This is a genomic window from Thioalkalivibrio sp. ALJ1 (assembly GCF_000745395.1).
In the GTDB taxonomy this organism is placed as follows: Bacteria; Pseudomonadota; Gammaproteobacteria; order Ectothiorhodospirales; family Ectothiorhodospiraceae; genus Thioalkalivibrio.
Window position 1 is genome coordinate 648,691 of sequence record NZ_KN050684.1, and the last position, 18,849, is coordinate 667,539.

Annotated in this window: 17 protein-coding genes; 4 read left to right on the plus strand and 13 right to left on the minus strand. The window is 64.9% G+C overall.

The genetic code is table 11. The features are described from left to right. Window positions 1–7 precede the first annotated feature (7 nt). From F462_RS05365 to F462_RS05405, 9 genes are all read right to left on the minus strand, one after another. Window positions 8–1,228: a malic enzyme-like NAD(P)-binding protein gene (locus F462_RS05365; protein ID WP_038052190.1), complete on the minus strand. Its 1,221-nt coding sequence runs from the start codon at window positions 1,226–1,228 to the stop codon at window positions 8–10. An 83-nt stretch (window positions 1,229–1,311) separates the two neighbouring features. After that, window positions 1,312–2,178, minus strand: a complete 867-nt coding sequence (locus tag F462_RS05370; RefSeq protein ID WP_038052191.1) for a M48 family metallopeptidase — start codon at window positions 2,176–2,178, stop codon at window positions 1,312–1,314. Next, a complete protein-coding gene (locus tag F462_RS05375; RefSeq protein WP_038052192.1) occupies window positions 2,178–3,005 on the minus strand; it encodes a thermonuclease family protein in 828 nt (275 codons plus the stop codon). The genes F462_RS05370 and F462_RS05375 overlap by 1 nt, the downstream gene beginning before the upstream one ends. Window positions 3,006–3,054: 49 nt before the next feature. Further along, window positions 3,055–3,258 carry a 50S ribosomal protein L31 gene (gene rpmE, locus F462_RS05380; protein ID WP_026181709.1) on the minus strand — a complete coding sequence of 68 codons (204 nt, stop codon included), beginning with the start codon at window positions 3,256–3,258 and terminating at the stop codon, window positions 3,055–3,057. 376 nt (window positions 3,259–3,634) lie between these two features. After that, window positions 3,635–4,516, minus strand: coding sequence for an NAD(P)-dependent oxidoreductase (locus F462_RS05385; RefSeq protein ID WP_038052193.1), 882 nt, complete (start codon window positions 4,514–4,516; stop codon window positions 3,635–3,637). 8 nt (window positions 4,517–4,524) lie between these two features. Further along, window positions 4,525–6,147, minus strand: coding sequence for a BCCT family transporter (locus F462_RS05390; RefSeq protein ID WP_038052194.1), 1,623 nt, complete (start codon window positions 6,145–6,147; stop codon window positions 4,525–4,527). Between the two features lie 183 nt (window positions 6,148–6,330). After that, window positions 6,331–6,933, minus strand: coding sequence for a 16S rRNA (guanine(966)-N(2))-methyltransferase RsmD (gene rsmD, locus F462_RS05395; protein ID WP_038052196.1), 603 nt, complete (start codon window positions 6,931–6,933; stop codon window positions 6,331–6,333). Continuing rightward, window positions 6,920–8,224, minus strand: coding sequence for a M16 family metallopeptidase (locus tag F462_RS05400; protein ID WP_038054829.1), 1,305 nt, complete (start codon window positions 8,222–8,224; stop codon window positions 6,920–6,922). The genes rsmD and F462_RS05400 overlap by 14 nt, the downstream gene beginning before the upstream one ends. Window positions 8,225–8,238: 14 nt before the next feature. Further along, window positions 8,239–9,645, minus strand: coding sequence for a M16 family metallopeptidase (locus F462_RS05405; RefSeq protein WP_038052198.1), 1,407 nt, complete (start codon window positions 9,643–9,645; stop codon window positions 8,239–8,241). 55 nt (window positions 9,646–9,700) lie between these two features. On the opposite strand from F462_RS05405, the gene ftsY reads away from it, so the two are divergent. From ftsY to rpoH, 4 genes are all read left to right on the plus strand, one after another. Beyond that, entirely contained in the window at window positions 9,701–10,708 is a 1,008-nt protein-coding gene (ftsY, locus tag F462_RS05410) for a signal recognition particle-docking protein FtsY (protein ID WP_038052200.1), read from the plus strand. 12 nt (window positions 10,709–10,720) lie between these two features. Continuing rightward, window positions 10,721–11,398, plus strand: coding sequence for a cell division ATP-binding protein FtsE (gene ftsE / locus F462_RS05415; protein ID WP_038052202.1), 678 nt, complete (start codon window positions 10,721–10,723; stop codon window positions 11,396–11,398). Next, window positions 11,395–12,324: a cell division protein FtsX gene (locus F462_RS05420; RefSeq protein WP_038052204.1), complete on the plus strand. Its 930-nt coding sequence runs from the start codon at window positions 11,395–11,397 to the stop codon at window positions 12,322–12,324. The genes ftsE and F462_RS05420 overlap by 4 nt, the downstream gene beginning before the upstream one ends. A gap of 102 nt (window positions 12,325–12,426) precedes the next feature. Beyond that, window positions 12,427–13,293, plus strand: a complete 867-nt coding sequence (gene rpoH, locus F462_RS05425) for an RNA polymerase sigma factor RpoH (RefSeq protein WP_038052206.1) — start codon at window positions 12,427–12,429, stop codon at window positions 13,291–13,293. A 307-nt stretch (window positions 13,294–13,600) separates the two neighbouring features. On the opposite strand, the gene ccoS is transcribed toward rpoH, so the two are convergent. From ccoS to ccoG, 4 genes are all read right to left on the minus strand, one after another. Continuing rightward, entirely contained in the window at window positions 13,601–13,822 is a 222-nt protein-coding gene (gene ccoS / locus F462_RS05430) for a cbb3-type cytochrome oxidase assembly protein CcoS (RefSeq protein WP_038052208.1), read from the minus strand. 31 nt (window positions 13,823–13,853) lie between these two features. Then, window positions 13,854–16,397: a heavy metal translocating P-type ATPase gene (locus F462_RS05435; RefSeq protein ID WP_038052210.1), complete on the minus strand. Its 2,544-nt coding sequence runs from the start codon at window positions 16,395–16,397 to the stop codon at window positions 13,854–13,856. 17 nt (window positions 16,398–16,414) lie between these two features. Continuing rightward, window positions 16,415–17,248, minus strand: coding sequence for a FixH family protein (locus F462_RS05440; RefSeq protein ID WP_018142282.1), 834 nt, complete (start codon window positions 17,246–17,248; stop codon window positions 16,415–16,417). Window positions 17,249–17,359: 111 nt separating this feature from the next. Further along, window positions 17,360–18,760, minus strand: a complete 1,401-nt coding sequence (gene ccoG, locus F462_RS05445) for a cytochrome c oxidase accessory protein CcoG (RefSeq protein WP_038052212.1) — start codon at window positions 18,758–18,760, stop codon at window positions 17,360–17,362. Window positions 18,761–18,849 lie beyond the last annotated feature (89 nt).

Sequence of the window (18,849 nt, forward strand, 5' to 3'; positions counted from 1 at the left end):
GTGGACGTTACAGGCGCGCGACCCCGCTGTCCCGAGCGGCCTTGCTGATGGCGGGCGGCACGGTATCGATCAGGCGTGGATCGAACGGCGTCGGTAGGATGTAGTGGGGGCCGAACTCCAGGGTTTCCAGACCATAGGCATCCAGCACGACCTGCGGCACCGGCTCGCGAGCCAGGCCGGCCAGGGCGTGAACCGCGGCCACCAGCATCTCATCGTTGATCGTCCGGGCGCGCACATCCAGCGCACCACGAAAGATAAACGGGAAACCCAGCACGTTGTTGACCTGGTTCGGGTAGTCCGAACGCCCGGTCGCCATGATCAGGTCGTCGCGCGTCTCCAGCGCCAGCTCCGGGCGAATCTCCGGGTCCGGGTTGGACAACGCAAAGATGACCGGTTTCGGCGCCATGGAGCGCAACATATCCGGGGTCAGCAGGTCCGGGCCGGACAGGCCAATGAAGACATCGGCATCCTGGCACGCATCGGCCAGGCTGCGCGCGTCGGTATCCACCGCGAAGATCTGCTTGTACTCGTTCAGGTCGTCGCGCTGGCTGTGGATCACGCCCTTGCGATCCACCATGAACAGGTTTCGCTTCACCGCGCCCAGGCGGACCAGCAGCTGCATGGAGGCAATCCCGGCGGCACCGGCCCCGACGCAGACAATCTTGGCCTCGCTCAGCTTCTTGCCCTGGATTTCCAGCGCATTGACCAATCCGGCGGCGGTGATGATCGCCGTCCCGTGCTGGTCATCGTGGAAGACCGGAATATCCAGGCGTTCACTCAGACGGCGCTCGATCTCGAAACAATGCGGCGCGGCGATATCCTCGAGATTGATGCCGCCAAAGCCACCGGCAATCCGCGCCACCGTGTTGATGAAATCCTCCGGCTGCGGCGCGTCCACCTCGATGTCATAGACATCGATATTGGCGAAGGCCTTGAACAGCACGCCCTTGCCCTCCATCACCGGCTTGGACGCCAGCGCACCGACGTTGCCCAGCCCGAGTACGGCGGTACCATCGGTAATCACGGCGACCAGGTTGCCCTTGCCGGTATAGCGATAGGCCAGCTCCGGATCGGCAGCAATTGCGCGCACCGGTGCGGCAACCCCCGGGGAGTAGGCCAGCGACAGGTCCTCCTGGGTCGCCGTCGGCTTGGTGACGTGGATAGCCAGTTTCCCGGCCGGGTGCTGCTCGTGGTACTCCAGCGCGCGCTGGTTGAAATCCTTGGACATAGTGTCGCGGGGCCTTTTTGTAAGACGGTGACTTGCGAAACAGCGAGCCCCGGAGCGGCCGGCAGCCGCTCCGGAACCCAGGGTCAGTTGACCGGATGCGTGGGGACGGAGCCGCGGCGGGCCTCGTCGTACGCCGGCCGGAACTGATCGGCCAGCCGGGTCAACTCGCGCTGACGCGACTCCGGTGCCGGGTGCGTACTCAGAAATACCGGGTGCCGTCCGTTGGACTGAGCCGCCATCTTGCGCCACAGGCTGGCGGCGGCATCCGGATTGTATCCGGCGCGGGCGGCAAGCTCGATCCCGATGCGGTCGGCCTCGGACTCCATCTGCCGGCTATGCGGGAGCTGTACGGCGAGGGCCGCGCCGAGGGCCGCGCCAGTCAATGCAACCGCCGAACGGTCACCGGTCATCGCGTAGCCCGCCACGGCCAGATTGCTGGCCATTGCCACCGACATTTTCTCCGCCGTGTGCGCGGACAACGCATGCGCAATCTCGTGCCCGATGATCTGGGCGAGCTCGTCATCGGTCAGCTCCAGCTGCTCGATAATGCCCGAGTAGATCGCCATCTTGCCGCCGGCCATGGCAAACGCATTGATGGTGTCCGGGGCCTCGATCACGCGGATCTCCCAATCCCAGTCGGCGGTTTCGGGACGATACTTGACGGCCTGCGCCACCACGCGTTCGGTAATGCCCTGGACCCGCGCGGTCATCTCCGGGTTGGCGTCCACCCGGCCTTCTTCGCGTGCCGGGGCGAGCATCTCGACATAGGCACTGCGCGAGGCATCAATCGCCTGGTTCTCGGACACCAGCATCAGCTGGGAGCGGCCGGTCACCGGGTTCGTAGCACAACCGGGGACCGCCACGGCGAGACCGGCGGCAATCAACACCGTCAAAAGCAGGGATGTCAGGCGACCACGTCCGGTCCGCCAGGGCTTGCGAAAAGCGCGCATTATTCGACCACCTCGAGATCGCGCGGATTCCGGATGCGAATCCGCAGTCGGTCTCTCCAAGGATACACCTGACCACGCACAATGACCGCCTCGCCATTCAAAGTGTCAGGTTCAAGATCCGGCCAGTGCGCGCGGTCATCCTCATGGATGAACACATCCAGCGGGCCGTCCAGTTCCAGCACCCAGTGGCGTTCCGTCGAACGCACCGAGACCACCTCGCCCTGCACTCGCAACCGCCCTGGACGCAGGGCGCCTGCGTGCCGGTCCAGGGCCATCGCAGGAAAGGCGGCAGGACGTTCCAGCCAGAGTCCCCGCTGTCCCGCACGCGCCTCGGCCTCGGCGTTGTAGTAGCAGGTGTCCAGGGCGGAAGGCTGGAGACCGGGGCGGGCAACGGCCGCGCCACTAGCGATCAGCTCACTGGCGAGCAGCGGCCCCTCGGGTAACCAGGCGTGCATATGGAGACGCCCCTGGGCATCCCGGGCCGGTCGCCCGGGACGCAGGATCAGGCGTTGGCCAGCCGCGTCGATCCGTTCGTCCAATACATCCTGCAGGTCTTCGTGCAGGCGCAGAGGTCGCATCAAGGGACTCGTCTCCGGTAATTCCGCCGCCGGGGCGAGCCCGATCAGGCGGATGCTGCGCCCATCGGCCAACCGCAGTCCATCGAAACCCTGGACCCGGTCGACCTCGACTTCCTGAAGCCCTCGCGCATCCTGGTCCGCCAGCTGGCATTGGGCCGCAACGGCCTGGGCGAACAAAAGCAGCACCCCTCCAACGCAGACGAGGGCGCCCCACAGGGCGCCCTCGTTGGGTCGGCCGCGGCCCGCCACAGCGGCTACGCGTCCGGTTGCATCTCGCGCCGGCCGGCGCGCCACGGCTTCAGAATGCGAAGCGGCGGTTGAACTTGTCGACCTGGCCAGCGGTGTCAACGATCTTCTGCTTGCCGGTATAGAACGGGTGGCACTGCGAGCACACATCCACCTGCATCTCTTCGCTGGAGAGGGTGGAGCGGGTCTCGAACTGCTCCCCGCAGCTGCAGATGACCTTGACTTGGTGGTAGTTCGGATGGATATCGGCTTTCATGATCGGCTCACGCAGGTTCTGGCGAAAAGTCCGATAGGATAGCCGTGGATCACCCACCAGCGCAAGACCCATTTGCGAGCGTCTTTCGAGAGCCGTTCTGCAAAGCGGATGGCAACTCACTGAATGAACAGAGGGTTTTATAGTCCGGGACAACCTGTGGATAACTTTGTGGACGAATTGTCGGAAGCGGAACGAACGCTGGCTCGAACGTCAAGCCCACAAGGATCAGACCAACGCCGAACCTCCTGCAACTTACTGATTGATGGCCAATTAATTCTTTCGTTACTGCGCGAGCGCCGCTTTTTGGGCCTACCACCGCAATGAGCGAGCACTTGGTACGCACTGTGCATAAACCCACGCCAACGTGCCGCGCCGGTCAGTGTTTGGCGGGCTCCGGAGCAATCGCCCGGTAGATCGCCGAATAGTCAGCGTCCGCCAGCCCCTGGTCCTGCGCCTGGTCCAGAAGGTCCGCCAACAACGGTAACCACGGCCCAACCAGCTGAGCATCCTCGACCGCCCGCTCGGTCAGGCGCACATCTTTCAGCAGATGCTTGACCGGGAAGTTAGCGGACCCAAAGTCGCCGGACAGCATCTTGCCCAGCTTCTTGTCGAAGGTTGGGGCATACAGAGCGCTATCGCGCAAGATCTCCATGAAGGTATCGACCTCCACGCCTTCGCGTCGGACCAGCGCAAGGCTCAAGGAGAACGCGGCGGTAAGACTGGCGATCAGCTGATTGAAAGCCAGCTTCAGCGCCGCCCCCTGCCCCACCGGACCGACATGCCGAGGGGTCTCGCCTAGGGCCGCCAACACGGGCTGTGCACGGGCAAAGTCCTCATCGCTATCGGCACCCGCCATGATCAGCAGGCGGCCATCCCGAGCTTCCGGGATGGAACCCAGCACCGGGGCCTCCAGGTAGCAAGCCCCAGCCGCGCGCACCCGCTTGGCCAGCGCCCGGCTCTCGGCCGGCAGGATCGTCGCCATCTGGATCACGCAGCGCCCCGATAACGACCCGGTCGGGAGGCCACCCAGCACGGCCTCGATGGCCGTTGCGTCGCTGAGCATGAGTACCAGTACATCTGCCTCCGCGACCGCCGCCGCAGGTGCGCTATGAACGGTCACTCCCTCCGTAGCCAGATCACTGGCGCGGGATACCGTGCGGTTATACGCCACCACGGGAAATCCGGCCTGCAAAAGACGCAGGCCCATGGGTTGCCCCATGAGCCCGCATCCCAGCAGCGCCACTCGGGACGCAGCCATATCGACTCCTATTTGATCTTGTCGTCGAGGTCGTCGGTATACCCGAACAGGGTATGCGGCGGTGGCGCCTCCTTCTGGTACTTGGTCGGCGTAACCGCTTCGGTCTGCTGCAGGCTCTTGTACAGCCCGATGACCATGATCAGCATCACCACCGAGAACGGCAACCCGATACTGATCGCGGCGGCCTGCAGCGCCGCGAGCCCCCCCGCCAGCAACAGGATGGAGGCGACCACCCCCTCGAGGATGGCCCAGTACACGCGCTGGGTGACGGTCGGGTTGCGCACGTCGCCGGAGGCCAGGGTGTCGATGACTAGCGAACCGGAATCCGAGGAGGTGACAAAGAAGGTGACGATCAGCAAGGTCGCCGCTGCCATCACCACAAGCGCCAGCCAATCCCATAGCGGCATCGCCTGAAGGGTCACGAACAACGCGGTGGACACGCTCTCCGACACGGCGGCGGTCAGATCGACCACACCGTCGAGCTCGTAGCTCATCGCGGTACCCCCGAACACGGCCAGCCAGACAAAGGCCGCGGCGGTCGGGGCCAGGAGCACGCCGGCCACGAATTCTCGGATGGTGCGGCCACGCGACACTCGCGCAATGAACATGCCGACATACGGGGCCCAGGAGATCCACCAGCCCCAGTAGAAGATGGTCCACGAGGCAGCCCAGCCGGAGTCTTCAATGGTATCGGCCCACAGACTCATCTCGGGCAGGTTCTGCACATAAACGCCGGTGGATTCAACCAGCAGGCGCAGGATGAACAGCGTCGGCCCCATGATCAGCAACAGTGCGACCAGGATCGCGGCCAGCCCGATGTTGAAGTTCGACAGACGCTTGATGCCCTTGTCGACACCCAGCGCGACCGAACCCACCGCGATCAGGGTGATGATCGCCACGAGTATGATCTGCATGGCGGTCGATTCCTCGATCCCGAACACGAAGTTCAGGCCCGAGTTGATCTGCATAACCCCGAGCCCCAGCGAGGTCGCCACACCAAACAGGGTGCCGAACAAGGCCACGACATCCACCACGTGACCCCAGGGGCCATAGATCCGATCCCCGATGAAGGGATACAGCGAAGAGCGGATCAGCAGCGGGAGGTTGTGGCGGTAGGCGTAATACGCCAGCGACAGGCCCACGACGATGTAGATCGCCCAGGCATGCAGCCCCCAGTGGAAAAAGGTGTAGCGCATCGCCTCGACGGCCGCGCCACTGGTCTCGCCCTCCGCATGCGGCGGGCTCAGATAGTGGTACATCGGCTCGGCGATACTCCAGAACAGCAGCCCGATCCCCATCCCGGCGGAGAACAGCATCGAAAACCATGCGGCATAGCTAAAGCGCGGCGTCTCGAACTGGTCCCCCAGGCGCACCCCACCGTACCGGCTGAACATCAGGTAGAGGGAGAACACCAGGAACACCGTTACGACCAGCATGTAGTACCAGCCAAGATATTCCGAGATCCCGGTCTGCAGTTGTTCGAAGATCGCCTCGGCACGATCCGGGAAGATCGCCCCAAACAGCACAAACGCTGCGATCACAATACTGGAGGCATAGAAGACCGGGCTGCAGATCACGCCAAAGCCGCGAAGGCGCGTTTGCGTCAGACCGGGGGTGGACTGTTCATCCATTCGGTTTCCCCTTGTGTTCGAGTTGCGGGCACGGGCCTGACTGCTTCTTGCCGCAAAGCCGCTCAGGTGCGCGCCCGTTGGCGCGTTGCCGCTTTCAGGTGGGACTTCGCCCACCGTAGCGAAAGACTTCCAACACTGCAAAAACCGCGAAGGGCTTCACAGCCCTCGCCGTATCACTCACCGTTAGACGCTGGGAAGCCGCGTCAAAAGCAAGGCGCGGGCCTGCCCGCCCTGGCGCTCTCGCTCGATATGCCACCCACTTGAAGCAAGAAAGTCGAGGGCGGCCTCGGCCTCAATCTCCACGTAGATCTGGCTGGCGGCATGGATCCAACCCTGCATCACCAAGGCCTCCAGCACTGGCGCCACCCGATCCTGGTGGAACGGGGGGTCCACCAGCACCAAGTCATAGGGCTGCCCATCCGGCGGAGCGGACGCCAGCAAGCGCAGGGCGTCGTCGCGGCGCACCGTGACCTGTTCGGCCGCCAGCGTCTCGCAGTTGGCCTGCAACTGCGCGGCCGCACGCGCATCACGTTCCACCAACAACACCGATGCCGCCCCACGCGACGCCGCCTCCAGGCCCAGGGCCCCCGTACCAGCGAACAGATCCAGCACGCGGGCACCAGGGAGACTGGGTTGCAGCCAGTTGAACAGGGTCTCGCGCAGGGCATCCGCGGTGGGCCGCAGCCCACCCACCCCGAGCACCGGCAACCAGCGCCGCCGCCAGGCACCGCCGATGATGCGGATGCGCGCGGCGCGCCCGGCGGGGGCACGCCTACTCCTGGCCACCCACGATCACCGTGACCATCGCATCCGGATTGATGCGCTCGCGCAGGCGCTTATTCAGGTCATCCAGCTCAACCGCCTCCATGCGCTCGATGTAGCGCTCCAAGTAGTCCAGCGGCAGCTCGTAGAAAGCCATCATACCGAGAAGGCTGACGATATCGCTGTTCGAGGCCAACGACAGCGGAAAGCTCTTGACCGTGTTCTCACGCGACGCCTCCAGCTCGTCCGCATCGATTCCCTCGGCGTGCCAGCGCCGCAGTTCGTCGCGCAGGGCGCTCACCGCATCGTCCGCCTGATCCACTCCGGTTTGCATACCAATCCGGAACGGCCCTTCCACGGCCATCGGCTGAAAGCGGCTGCTGACCGAATAGGCCAATCCGCGCTGGCTGCGGATCTCCTGGAACAGCCGCGAGGTGAATCCACCGCCACCAAAGGCGTGATTGGCCAGGGTCAGTGCATAGTGGTCATCGTCCCCGCGGCGCAGGGCGGGCGCGCCCATGTGGATGTGGGCCTGTTCCGACGGGAAGTCAATGCGCTCCTCCACCGGTTCGTCCTGTTGCGGTACGTCTGGCAGCGGATCGACTGCGGGACCCCGAGGTAGCGCCGACGAGATGCGGGCCGCGATACTCTCGGCCTGCTCGCGATCAAGGCCGCCGGTAATCGCCAGTGCGCCGTTGCCGGTCGTGTAGTGGCGCTCAAAAAACGTGCGCGCATCCCCGGGACTCAATGCCTCAAGGCTGTCCCGGTCACCCCGCGGCCAATTGGCATAGGGGTGGCCTTCGTACATCAATTCGTAGAAGCGACGGGTGGCCACGCTGCCCGGGTCCTGGCGCTCGCGCTGGAGACCTTGCAGGGCCTGGCGCCGCGCGCGGTCAAAGTCGCTATCCGGGAAAGCCGGCGCGGCCAGGACGTCCGTCAGGGTATCCAGCGCCGCATCCATCCAGTCCGGCTCGGTCAGGCTGCGCAGGTTGATGATGGCCATATCGCGCAGCGACTGGGTGCCGAATTCGGCACCGACGGACTCGAAGCGCTCGGCCAGTTCGTCGGCATCCATATCCGCGGTGCCGTGGCGCAATGCACTGCTGGTCAGCAACGCCAGGCCGCCCTGGCTCCCATCGCGCGAGGCTCCGCCGTCAAAGGTCAGGCGCAGGTCGACCATCGGCAGGTCCGGCGCCTCCACAAACAACACCCGCAACCCCTCGGTGGTCTCCCACTCTTCGATCTCGACGGCCTGGGCCGGTAGCGCCAGCGCCAGCAGAAAACCCAGGACACTCAGAACACCCGCTCGCATCATCTTGGCTCCCATGATCACAGACCTCCCGTGTCATCACCGTAGGCCTGCCTCGAATCGGGACGGGCCTCGCCATCCAGGGGCTGGGGGTCGAGAACGCCGACCGTGCGTTGATTGGGCACGAGGTATTCCCGTACCACGCGCTGCACATCCTCGGCGGTAACCGCACGCACGCGTTCCACGAAACGATCACCTTCCTGCCAACCCACCCCGATGGTTTCCAGCATGCCCAGCTGGAAGGCCTGCGAACGCACCGAGTCGCGCTGGTAGATCTCGGAGGCAATCACCTGGGCGTGTACGCGCTCCAACTCACTGTCGCTGACTGGCTCGTCCTTCAGGCGCTCCACCTGCTCCAGTAAGGCTGCCTCCAGGGACTCGATATCGGTATCGGCGCTGGGCACGGCCGCGATCATGAACAGGTCATCCAGGCGGCTGAATGGGCTGTAACGGGCCGACGTCGCGCCGGCCAGTTCCTCGCCACGCACGATCTCGCGGGCAAACCGCGAGGCTTCGCCGGAATCCAGAACCCCTGCCGCCACCATAAGGGCGTAGGCATCCATCGGGTCGTCCAGTGTGTTCAGGACTGGGGCCTTCCAGCCCATCATCAGGAAGGGCAGCTCGGCCGGCGCCTCCAGGGTGATGCGCCGCTCGCCTCGTTGCGGGGTCTCCGTACGCGGCTTCGTCTCGGGCAAATCTCCGGCCGGGATGTCCCCGAAATGCTCGCGCGCGGCCGCAATCACTTCCTCGGCATCGACATCGCCGACGACCACCACGACGGCATTGTTCGGGTGGTAGTAGCGGTCATACCATGCCTGTGTGTCCTCCAGGGTGTAGGCCTCGATATCGCTCATCCAGCCGATCACAGGAATGCCGTAGGGATGGTTGAAGAACGCGGTAGCCATCACCTGTTCACGCAAGAGCGAATTGGGCTGGTCCTCCACGCGCAGGCGGCGCTCCTCCTGCACCACGCGCAGCTCCGGCTGGAACTCATCGTCCTGCAGCTTGAGGTACTGCATGCGCTCGGCCTCCATGGCCATCACCGTCTCCCAGTGATCACGGCCGATGATCTGGAAGTAGCCGGTGTAATCGCGACCGGTAAAGGCGTTCTCGCGCCCACCCAGGCGCGAGACGATGCGCGAGAATTCACCAGGCTCGTAGGCCTCGGTCCCACGGAACATCATGTGTTCCAGCATGTGCGAGATCCCCGTCACACCACTGTGCTCGTCGGCCGAGCCGACGCGGTACCAGACCATATTGGCCACGACCGGGGCACGCCGATCCTCCAACACCAATACCGTCAGGCCGTTGTCCAGCGTGGCCTCAACCACGTCGGATTCCATCTCGAGCGAGTCGGCCGGGGCTACGACGGGCCAGGCGAAAGCCAGTGCGGTTGCAAGCACTGCCACTAGATCTTTACCGCGCATGATTCGTGAATCCTCGTGCTAGCATTGGCGAACTCTCTACTTGACCACATTGAGCATGTTCGGTTTCCGCAAGAACAAGTCCGACGACCCTGTTGCACCCGCCCCGGAAACGCCCGGGACCGAGCCGGAAAAGCCCGCCCGCGGAGGGTGGTTCCAGCGGCTGCGTCAAGGTCTGGCCAAAACCGGGCAGGCCCTGGGCGGCGACCTGGGGTCGCTGTTCCGGCGCAAAATCGACGACGAGCTTTTCGAGGAACTGGAAGAACGCCTGCTTCTTGCCGACGTTGGCCTGGATGCCACCCAGCAGATCATGGATCGTATCACCCGCGAGGTGAAGCGCGGGCAACTGGATGATGCCGAGGCCCTGATGGACGCCCTGGAGGCGGCCATGATCGAGATCCTCGAACCCGTCTCGCAGCCCTTGGAGATTCCTGCGGCCGAGCGCCCGTTTTCGATCCTTGTGGTGGGCATCAACGGGGCCGGAAAGACCACCACCATCGGCAAGCTGGCGCACCACCTCCAGGCGGAAGGGCGTTCGGTACTGCTGGCCGCGGGCGATACCTTCCGCGCCGCGGCCGTGGAACAGCTGCAGACCTGGGGCGAGCGCAACAACGTCGCGGTCATCGCCCAGGGCACCGGGGCCGACTCCGCCTCGGTGGTCTACGACAGCCTGCAGGCGGCCCAGGCCCGCGGCATCGACGTGATGGTCGCCGACACCGCCGGGCGCCTGCATACCCAGACCAACCTGATGGATGAGGTGCGCAAGGTAAAACGCGTGATGGGCCGACTCGACGAACAGGCCCCGGACGAAGTGCTGCTGGTGGTCGACGGCGGTACCGGCCAGAACGCCCTGAACCAGGCGCGCCAGTTCCACGAGGCCCTCGGCCTGACCGGAATCGTGGTCACCAAGCTCGACGGTACCGCCAAGGGCGGCGTGCTGTTCGCCCTTGCGCAGCAGCTCGGCGTTCCGGTGCGCTTTATCGGAGTCGGGGAGAAGGCGGAAGACCTGCAGGCCTTCGATGCTCGCGCCTTCGTGCGCGCCCTGCTCGGCCGCGACGGCGATTAGCGAGCGTTCTGGATGATTCGCCTACAACGCGTCACCAAACGATTCGGCAGCGCGTCAGAGGCGCTTAGCAACGTCAGTCTTCGGGTGGACGCGGGCGCGATGGCGTTCATCACCGGCCCATCGGGTGCCGGCAAGAGCACGCTGCTGCGGCTGATCGCCGGGCTGGAACGCCCGACCCGTGGGCGTATCCAGGTCAACGGCCACGACCTGGATCGGCTCTCCAACCGGGCGATCCCCGGTTTTCGCCGCAGTATTGGACTGGTCTTCCAGGATCACCGCCTGCTGTTCGATCGACCGGTGTTCGATAACGTTGCCCTGCCGCTCGAAATCCTCGCCTACCGCCGACCGGAGATGCGCAAACGCGTGCGTGCAGCGCTGGACAAGGTCGGCCTGCTGCACAAGGAGGCGGTCAACCCGCGCACCCTGTCCGCAGGCGAACAGCAACGCGTCGGGATTGCGCGGGCCATTGTCCATCGCCCGGTCCTGCTGCTGGCAGACGAGCCCACCGGCAACCTCGACCCGGCGCTCTCGCGCGAGATCCTCCAGCTGTTCGATGACTTCAACGGGGTCGGCATGACCGCGCTGATCGCCAGCCACGACCTCGGGCTGGTCGAGCGTATGGGCAAACCGATCCTGCACCTGGAGGACGGGCGCATCGAGGCCCGCGCCGCCTCGGGGCACCCTGCATGAGATCCGGTCGGCGCGTACTCGACGCCGTGCCCGCATGGGTGGAGGCGCACCGGGATGCCGCCCGACGCAGCTTCCAACGACGGCTTCAGGCCCCCGTGCTGAGTCTGATCAGCATCGCCGTTTTGGGCTTCATCCTGACGCTCCCAGCCTTCCTCTGGGTGTTGCTGGATAACGCCCGCGCCCTGTCCGCACACATCGACCATGACCCGCGCATCGCCCTGTATCTGGACGATGTCGCACCCGAAACGGCCGCTGAACTGGAACGCCACCTGGAGACCGACGCGCGGGTCGAACGTTGGACCTGGATCGACGCCGACGAAGCCCTGGAACGCTATCGCGAGGGGCTGTCCGACCCCGGCCTTCTGGACTGGCTGGATGCGAACCCGTTGCCCGATGTGATCGATGTCGTACCGGCCACCGCTGACCCGGCAACGGTGACGGCATTGCGCGAGGAACTCGAAGCACTCGCGCCCAACGCAACCGTGATCAGCGACGACGAGTGGGTGCGCCAGCTGAACAGCCTGCACCAGGTGGGCCTGCGTATCCTGACCGTGGTGGGTGCCCTGCTTGGGCTGGGGGCCGTGCTGATCCTGGCCCTCGCGACCGCGTCGGAGTTGCGCGAACGCCGGGAAGAGATCGCCATCTCGCGCATCAGCGGGGCGACCCACCGATTCCTCCGTCGTCCATCGCTGTACGGCGGCCTGCTCACCGGCTTCGGGGGCGGCGTCTTTGCGGGCATCCTGCTGCTGGTCGGCATTGCCCTAAGTCGTGCGCCCCTGGAACAGGCTGCGGCGGCGTTCGCATTCGAGTTCGAACTCGGCTTGCCCGGAGCAAGCCATTTGTTGTCGCTCATGCTGGCCGGCCTTTTCCTCGGCTGGCTGGGTGCCCGTCTGGGAAGCGGCCACGCCCTGCGCGACGCACCGTAGGGGCAATTCGACCCGGCCCAACGGCCGGAACTTTTACAGGGTTTAGCACTCCTACGCACAGACTGCTAATCTAGAGCCATGAATCGGGAGGAAACACCACGCATGACTCAGGCCCTGACCACCCCGCGCATCGATATGCCCGTCCCGGTCGGTAACCTCGATCACTACATGCAGGCCGTAGGCCGCATCGAGGTACTGGACACCGAACAGGAGCGCGAACTGGCCGTGGCGCTGCACGAGCGCCAGGACCTGGATGCCGCACGCCAACTGATCCTGCATAACCTGCGCTTTGTGATCCACGTCGCTCGCGGCTACCAGGGCTACGGCCTGCCGTTGGGGGACCTGATCCAGGAAGGCAATGTCGGCCTGATGAAGGCCGTGCGCCGCTTCGACCCCAACCAGGGTGTACGGCTGGTGTCCTTCGCGGTGCACTGGATCCGCGCCGAGATCCACGAGTTCATCCTGCGCAACTGGCGCATCGTGAAGGTCGCCACCACCAAGGCGCAGCGCAAGCTGTTCTTCAACCTGCGCAGCGCCAAGCAGCGCCTCGGCTGGCTGTCCAACGCGGAGGTCTCCGCAGTGGCGCAGGATCTGGGCGTTTCGGAAAAGGACGTTTGGGAGATGGAACGCCGCCTGTCCAGCCAGGACGCGAGCTTCGACCCAGGCCCGGAGGTGGACGACGAGCACAGCTATGCGTCACCGTCCGAACGCCTGAGCCTGGAGGACCTTAGCGATGACCCGGCCCACGTCACCGAGGACGAAGACTGGGACCGCCACTACCAGGAACGGTTGAGCCAGACGCTGGGCGAGCTGGACGAGCGCGCGCGCAACATCCTGATGCGCCGCTACATGGCGGAGCAGAAGGCGACGCTGCATGAACTGGCGGCGGAATACGGCGTGTCGGCCGAGCGTATCCGCCAGATCGAGAACAACGCGATCAAGCGTATCCGCGCGGCATTCGACGACTAACGTCTCCGCGCAGCGCCAAAGCAGAGGGCATTAGAGCCCGAACGAAAAAGGCCCCGGCATTTGCCGGGGCCTTTTTGTTGCCGGACATCGGGCCTACTCACCCGACCCGGCCGGAATCCTCCTGGCTCAGCCGAACAGGATCACCGAAAAGAAGCTGATCCAGGACCAGATGATCAGGCCCGCCGTGAACGTCAACGGGAAGTTTGAAAAGGTAAACCACTCGCGCATCTCGCAGTCCTCGGAATGTTCCTAACAGAATCAGGTAAAGGGTAAGCTGCGCTGCGGCGCGACGCAAGTTCGACCGAGATCAGCGCTTGGTCTTTTCGTGGCCGCCACCCTCTTCCGGACGCTCCGGCGAATCCGACTGGGAGCCGGTCGGAATACGGGGATCGTCGTCGTCCATCAGGATTCGGTGGGCTGGCCCCTGGAGATCGTCGTACTGCCCCGAGCGGATCGCCCAGAACAGGACAAGTCCCACCACCAGGGCAAACAGCATGGCGAGCGGGATCAGCAGGTACAGGATCGTCATGCAATCAGTGTAACCCCCCTGCGTGGTGGCCTTAAACCGGGGGCGCACCACGTTCTGACGCCGGGACCGGAGCGCGACTGGAAACGGTAGCTGAATCCTCACGGGGCGGTCGAAGGCGCAACGCATTGCCCACCACCAACAACGAACTGAGCGACATGCCCAGTGCCGCAAGCCAGGGAGTCAGCAAGCCGGACGCCGCCACCGGGAGCGCCAGGGCGTTATAGCCGATTGCCCAGGCGATATTCTGATGAATGATGCGCTGTGTGTGGCGCGCCTGATCCAGGGCCTGGGGTAACGGCTCCAGCCGGTCCGACAGCAGGACGAGGTCGGCCTGGTTCTGGGCCAGTTGCGTGCCGCCACCCATAGCCAGCGACACGTCGGCGCCTGCCAGTACCGGGGCATCGTTGATACCTTCACCGGCCATGAGCACCACCCGGCCCTCGGCCTGACGAGCGCGCACGTAGGCCAGCTTGTCCTCGGGCGCCAATCCACCCACAGCGTCGGGAATGCCCATCTGTGCTGCAAAGGCCTGCGCGGCCTCCGGGCGGTCGCCGGTCAACAGGACCACTCCTAGCCCGCGGGCCTGCAGATCCGTGATCAGGGCACGCGCATCCGGGCGAGGGGTATCCGCCAGCCAGAATAGAGCCACTGGCTGGTCATCAACCACGAGCCAAACAGGGCTCGCCAAAGGAAAGCCCTCCGGCGGCGAGGGGGACGCGGCAGGGTCCTGCGGGAGCATCGTGTTGCCCCCGATGGCGACCCGGTGGCCATGGATCTGACCTGTCAGGCCCTGACCGGGAAGGTTGTGGACGTGGGTCGCGACGGGGCCGGTCCCGTCTGCGATGCCCACAATGGCCCGAGCCAGTGGGTGTTCGGAGTGCCCCTCCAGCGCCGCGGCCCAGTCCAACCAGGAGCCAGCATCCGGGGGTGGCTGCAGATCGGCACGGGCCACGAGGCGGGGTTGCCCCAGGGTCAAGGTCCCGGTTTTGTCCAGGCACACCAGGTCGACTCGGGGCAGGGCCTCCAGGGCGCGTCCTCGAGTGACCAGCATGCCCAGGCGCGAGAGGGCACCCGTGGTCGCGGTCAGCGCGACCGGGGTGGCCAGAGCCAGCGCACAGGGGCAGGTCGCGACCAGCATGGCGACCATGACCCACAAGGCCCGCGACGGGTCGATCCAGGCATACCAGACCACCCCGGCCAAGGCGGTCAACAGCAACACGACACCCACAAACCAGCCCGTGCCGGCCTCGGCAACCCGTGCCATGCGGGGCTTCTCGGTCTGGGCGCGGTCGAGCAGACGCTGGATCGCTGCCAAGGTGGTTTCGGCTCCGACGCGCTCGGCTTCGATCAGTAGCGGACCGTCGACATTGACGGTGCCACCGGTGACACGCTCGCCGGGGCGCACCGGGTGCGGTTCAGGTTCGCCCGTTAACAGGGCCTGGTTCACCGTGGACTCACCCTCGCACACCACACCATCGGTAGGGATGGTCTCGCCAGGTCGCACGCGGAGGGTGTCTCCTGGAGCCAGCTCGCCCACCGGTACGGCTTCGAAGCGGCCGTCGGCAATCCGACGGCTGGCGATGGCCGGAACCAGGCGATCCAGGCGATCGATGGCGTGAGAGGCGCGCTGGCGCGCGATCAGCTCGAGGTAGCGACTGGTCAGCAGGAAGAACACGAACATCACCACGGATTCGAAGTAGACGTGTTCGCCGGTGCCGAGGATGACCGCGTACAGGCTGGCCAGATAGGTCGCGATGATGGCCAGACTGACCGGGACGTCCATCCCCAGTTGGCGATGCCGCAGATCGCGCCAGGCGCTCTGGTAGAACGGGATTGCGGAGTAGAAGACGACCGGCGTGGTGAGGGCAGCCGCCACCCAACGCATGAACTGGAGCAGGTCTTCGTGTTCGGTGTCCTCGGCGCCCAGCCACAGAGCCACGGCCAGCATCATCACCTGCATCATGCCCAGCGCGGCCACCGCAATCCGCCGCAGGGCCAGACCACGTTCACGCGCGATGGCCTGCTCGCGCGTGCCCGGGTCGTAGGGGTGGGCGTGATAGCCGATGTCGCGGATCGCCTTCAGGATGTCGGACAGGGCGATGCGCTCCGGGTCCCACATGACCTGGGCCCGGTGGGTGGAGTAGTTGACGCGAAAGCTCTCCACACCCGGCAACGCCTGCACGTGGCGTTCATTCAGCCAGACACAGGCAGCACACGTGATGCCTTCCAGCATCAGCGCCGCCTCGCGACGGTCATTGCCGGCGCCGGCGGACACGACGAACTGCTGCTGCACGCCGGGATGGTCGAACAGCTCGAGTTCGCGCAACTCGTCGGGGATTAGGGGGCTACCGCTCTCGGCGGGCGGGGCGTCGCGATGATGGTAGTAGGCGCCCAGTCCGCGCTCAATGATGGCGCCGGCGACCGCCTGACACCCTGGGCAACAAGTGGGCCGCTCGCGGCCCTCGAAGGTGACGGCATAATCGGCCCCGGGCGGAACCTCGAGGCCACAGTGGAAGCAATGTGCGCGATCGGCCGCGGACGATGCCGGGCCCTGCGACTCGGACGCGTGCGCCACGGCGAAAGGGCGTTCGTTCAGCCGGAGCGGCCGCTACGCACACGGGTGCGGGCCTGTTGCTCGAGCAGTTCCCCGTCGTGAACGACCTGATAGCGCAAGTCCCAACGGCCCGGTGCCGGCAGCGCGACTTCGACCTGGTAGAGACCGTCCCCCATCGCCTGCATCTCGAAGGTCTGATCGCGGCGTTCGTCGGCCAACCACATGAACAGGCCCCGGACCTGGGCATCATTGATCGGGTCACCCTCGGCATCGCGTACCTCGACCTGAAGGGTCGCGGTCTCGCCCTCGGTGGGGCGCTCCAACCAACCCTGACGGACCTGCCAACCCTTCTGCCGTTGTTCCAGAAGTTCGGAGACCCGATGCACCGCGAGGGCCTGCTTGCGGCTCTCCATCCCCGCCACGGTGCCAGGGAACCCGGAGGTGACTTGTTCCGCCCGGTTTTCCGGTTCGGGCAGGATGGAGCCGATGAACTGCTGCGGCATCCCGTTATGTGCCAGCGTAATCAGAACCGCCTGGACCGACGCCACAATGGTGAAGAAGCCGACCAGCACGAGCGGAGCCCAATGCAGGCGCCCGATCTTGGCCTTGCCCCCGTTCTCGGCCTCCGCCTCTTTCTGGGTGAAGACGATCCCGAGACCGTAGGGAACAATGATGTACAAGGCGAGATGAATCGCGAAGACATCCGCGCCCTGCCAGGTCAGGATCGAGTAGGGGATGAACACGAAGAACATCAAGGCCACCACCACCGCCGAGGTGCTATAGGCCTTGAGGCGAGTGAAGCGATAGATCAGGGCGAACAGCAAGGCCAGTACGGCGCTGCCAACCCCCAGGGTGATGACGAGATTGCTCATAATGGTTTCTTCGTTTCCTGCGATTTAGCAACCTAGAGGGTTGCATGACATTGCGTCAAATCCGCCAGCATGATTGCTGTTTCTGCGGCCGGCGGCCCGGAGGCCGATTTGTTACCGATGACTGAACTGCGAGTTCACCTCGAGCGGTTCGATGTACCCATCTCGATCCGTGATCACAAACCGGAAGGGTTTCGGCGACGGCGTGCCGTCCGGCACGTCATGCCGCACCCGCGCGACCACGGTCAGGCGCTCGCCCGGCTCAAGGCGGATGATCTCGACCTGTCCCAGGTCCAGTTCGGCCCCGTCCAGACCGGCCAGGCCGATCTCGAAATCCAGCTCGCGGTCAGCCGTGTTGTTCAGTCGAATTTCGTAACCGTTCTGGATGCGCCCATCGGACATCTGGACATAAAGAGGCTGGCGAACCTGGTTCACGTTGGCATCCACCGGCGGGCGGCCGAGGATACTGCCGACGAGTGCGACGATCACGATCAGCACCGCGGCCCCATAGCCAAGTGTCTTGCCCTTGAGCAGGCGGGTCTTGCCCCCCTCCTGCTCGCGCTCGGACGTGTAGGCGATCAGCCCACGCGGCCAGCCCTGCTTGTCCATGATCGTGTCACAGGCATCAATGCACAGCGCACAGTGGATACACTGGACCTGGAGCCCATCACGGATATCAATGCCGGTCGGGCAAACCTGGACGCAGTAGCCACAATCGATGCAGTCACCGACCCCGGCCGCCTGGCGTTCTTCGCGCGTCTTCAAGCCCGCCTTCACCTTGGCCCGGCCTGCGGTGCCCTCGCCGCGCCCATCGTCATAGGACACGATCATGGTGTCGCGATCGAACATCACACTCTGGAAGCGGGCATAGGGGCACATGAAGGTGCACACCTGCTCCCGCGCCAGGCCCGCGAAGGTATAGGTCGTCGCGGTCAGGATGCCTGCGGTGACATAGGCGGCGTAGACGGCCTGGCCGGTAAAAAAGTCGGCCACGATCGATGGTGCGTTCCCCCAGTAGAGGACAAACCCAAGCCCGGTGGAGAAGGCCACCAGGAGCCAGGAGAGGTGCGTCAGGCCGTACTTGAAGACCTTCTCGCCGTTCCAGGACTGTTTAGCCAGACGCAGGCGGGCCGGACGCTCACCCTGGATCTTGCGTTCCAGCCACATGAACACATCGGTCCACAAGGTCTGAAAGCAGAAATAGCCACAAAACACACGGCCGGCCACCCCCGTCACGAAGAACAGCAACAAGGCGGCCAGTACCAGAAAACCGGCCAGCCAGAAGATGTCCTGCGGATAGACCACGAGGTCGAAGATGTGGAACTGACGCCCCGGGATGTCAAACAGGACCGCCTGGTCGGGGCCGTACTCGCGTTCCCAGCGAATCCAGGGCAGCCCGAAAAAGACGCCGTAGGCGAGCAGCAGAATACCCGTCTTCAGATTGCGAAAACGCCCCTTGACCGATCGCGGGTGGATCGGGACGCGCGCCTCGTACAACGGCTGGGCCTGGGACATCAAAACCTCCCGGAGGTTAGTCCGGCAGCATGGGGCAAGATCCAGCCTTGCCCGCGAGTACGGTTCCTTGCAACAAAACAGGGGCGCCT

What these genes read in the sequence shown, in the direction of transcription:
- rpoH (WP_038052206.1), top strand. Translation starts at nt 12,427, where the DNA reads ATGACTCAGGCCCTGACCACCCCGCGCATCGATATGCCCGTCCCGGTC.
- ftsY (WP_038052200.1), top strand. Translation starts at nt 9,701, where the DNA reads ATGTTCGGTTTCCGCAAGAACAAGTCCGACGACCCTGTTGCACCCGCC.
- F462_RS05385 (WP_038052193.1), bottom strand. Translation starts at nt 4,516, where the DNA reads ATGGCTGCGTCCCGAGTGGCGCTGCTGGGATGCGGGCTCATGGGGCAA.
- F462_RS05405 (WP_038052198.1), bottom strand. Translation starts at nt 9,645, where the DNA reads ATGCGCGGTAAAGATCTAGTGGCAGTGCTTGCAACCGCACTGGCTTTC.
- F462_RS05370 (WP_038052191.1), bottom strand. Translation starts at nt 2,178, where the DNA reads ATGCGCGCTTTTCGCAAGCCCTGGCGGACCGGACGTGGTCGCCTGACA.
- F462_RS05400 (WP_038054829.1), bottom strand. Translation starts at nt 8,224, where the DNA reads ATGATGCGAGCGGGTGTTCTGAGTGTCCTGGGTTTTCTGCTGGCGCTG.
- F462_RS05440 (WP_018142282.1), bottom strand. Translation starts at nt 17,248, where the DNA reads ATGAGCAATCTCGTCATCACCCTGGGGGTTGGCAGCGCCGTACTGGCC.
- ccoS (WP_038052208.1), bottom strand. Translation starts at nt 13,822, where the DNA reads ATGACGATCCTGTACCTGCTGATCCCGCTCGCCATGCTGTTTGCCCTG.
- ftsE (WP_038052202.1), top strand. Translation starts at nt 10,721, where the DNA reads ATGATTCGCCTACAACGCGTCACCAAACGATTCGGCAGCGCGTCAGAG.
- ccoG (WP_038052212.1), bottom strand. Translation starts at nt 18,760, where the DNA reads ATGTCCCAGGCCCAGCCGTTGTACGAGGCGCGCGTCCCGATCCACCCG.
- F462_RS05420 (WP_038052204.1), top strand. Translation starts at nt 11,395, where the DNA reads ATGAGATCCGGTCGGCGCGTACTCGACGCCGTGCCCGCATGGGTGGAG.
- F462_RS05365 (WP_038052190.1), bottom strand. Translation starts at nt 1,228, where the DNA reads ATGTCCAAGGATTTCAACCAGCGCGCGCTGGAGTACCACGAGCAGCAC.
- F462_RS05390 (WP_038052194.1), bottom strand. Translation starts at nt 6,147, where the DNA reads ATGGATGAACAGTCCACCCCCGGTCTGACGCAAACGCGCCTTCGCGGC.
- rpmE (WP_026181709.1), bottom strand. Translation starts at nt 3,258, where the DNA reads ATGAAAGCCGATATCCATCCGAACTACCACCAAGTCAAGGTCATCTGC.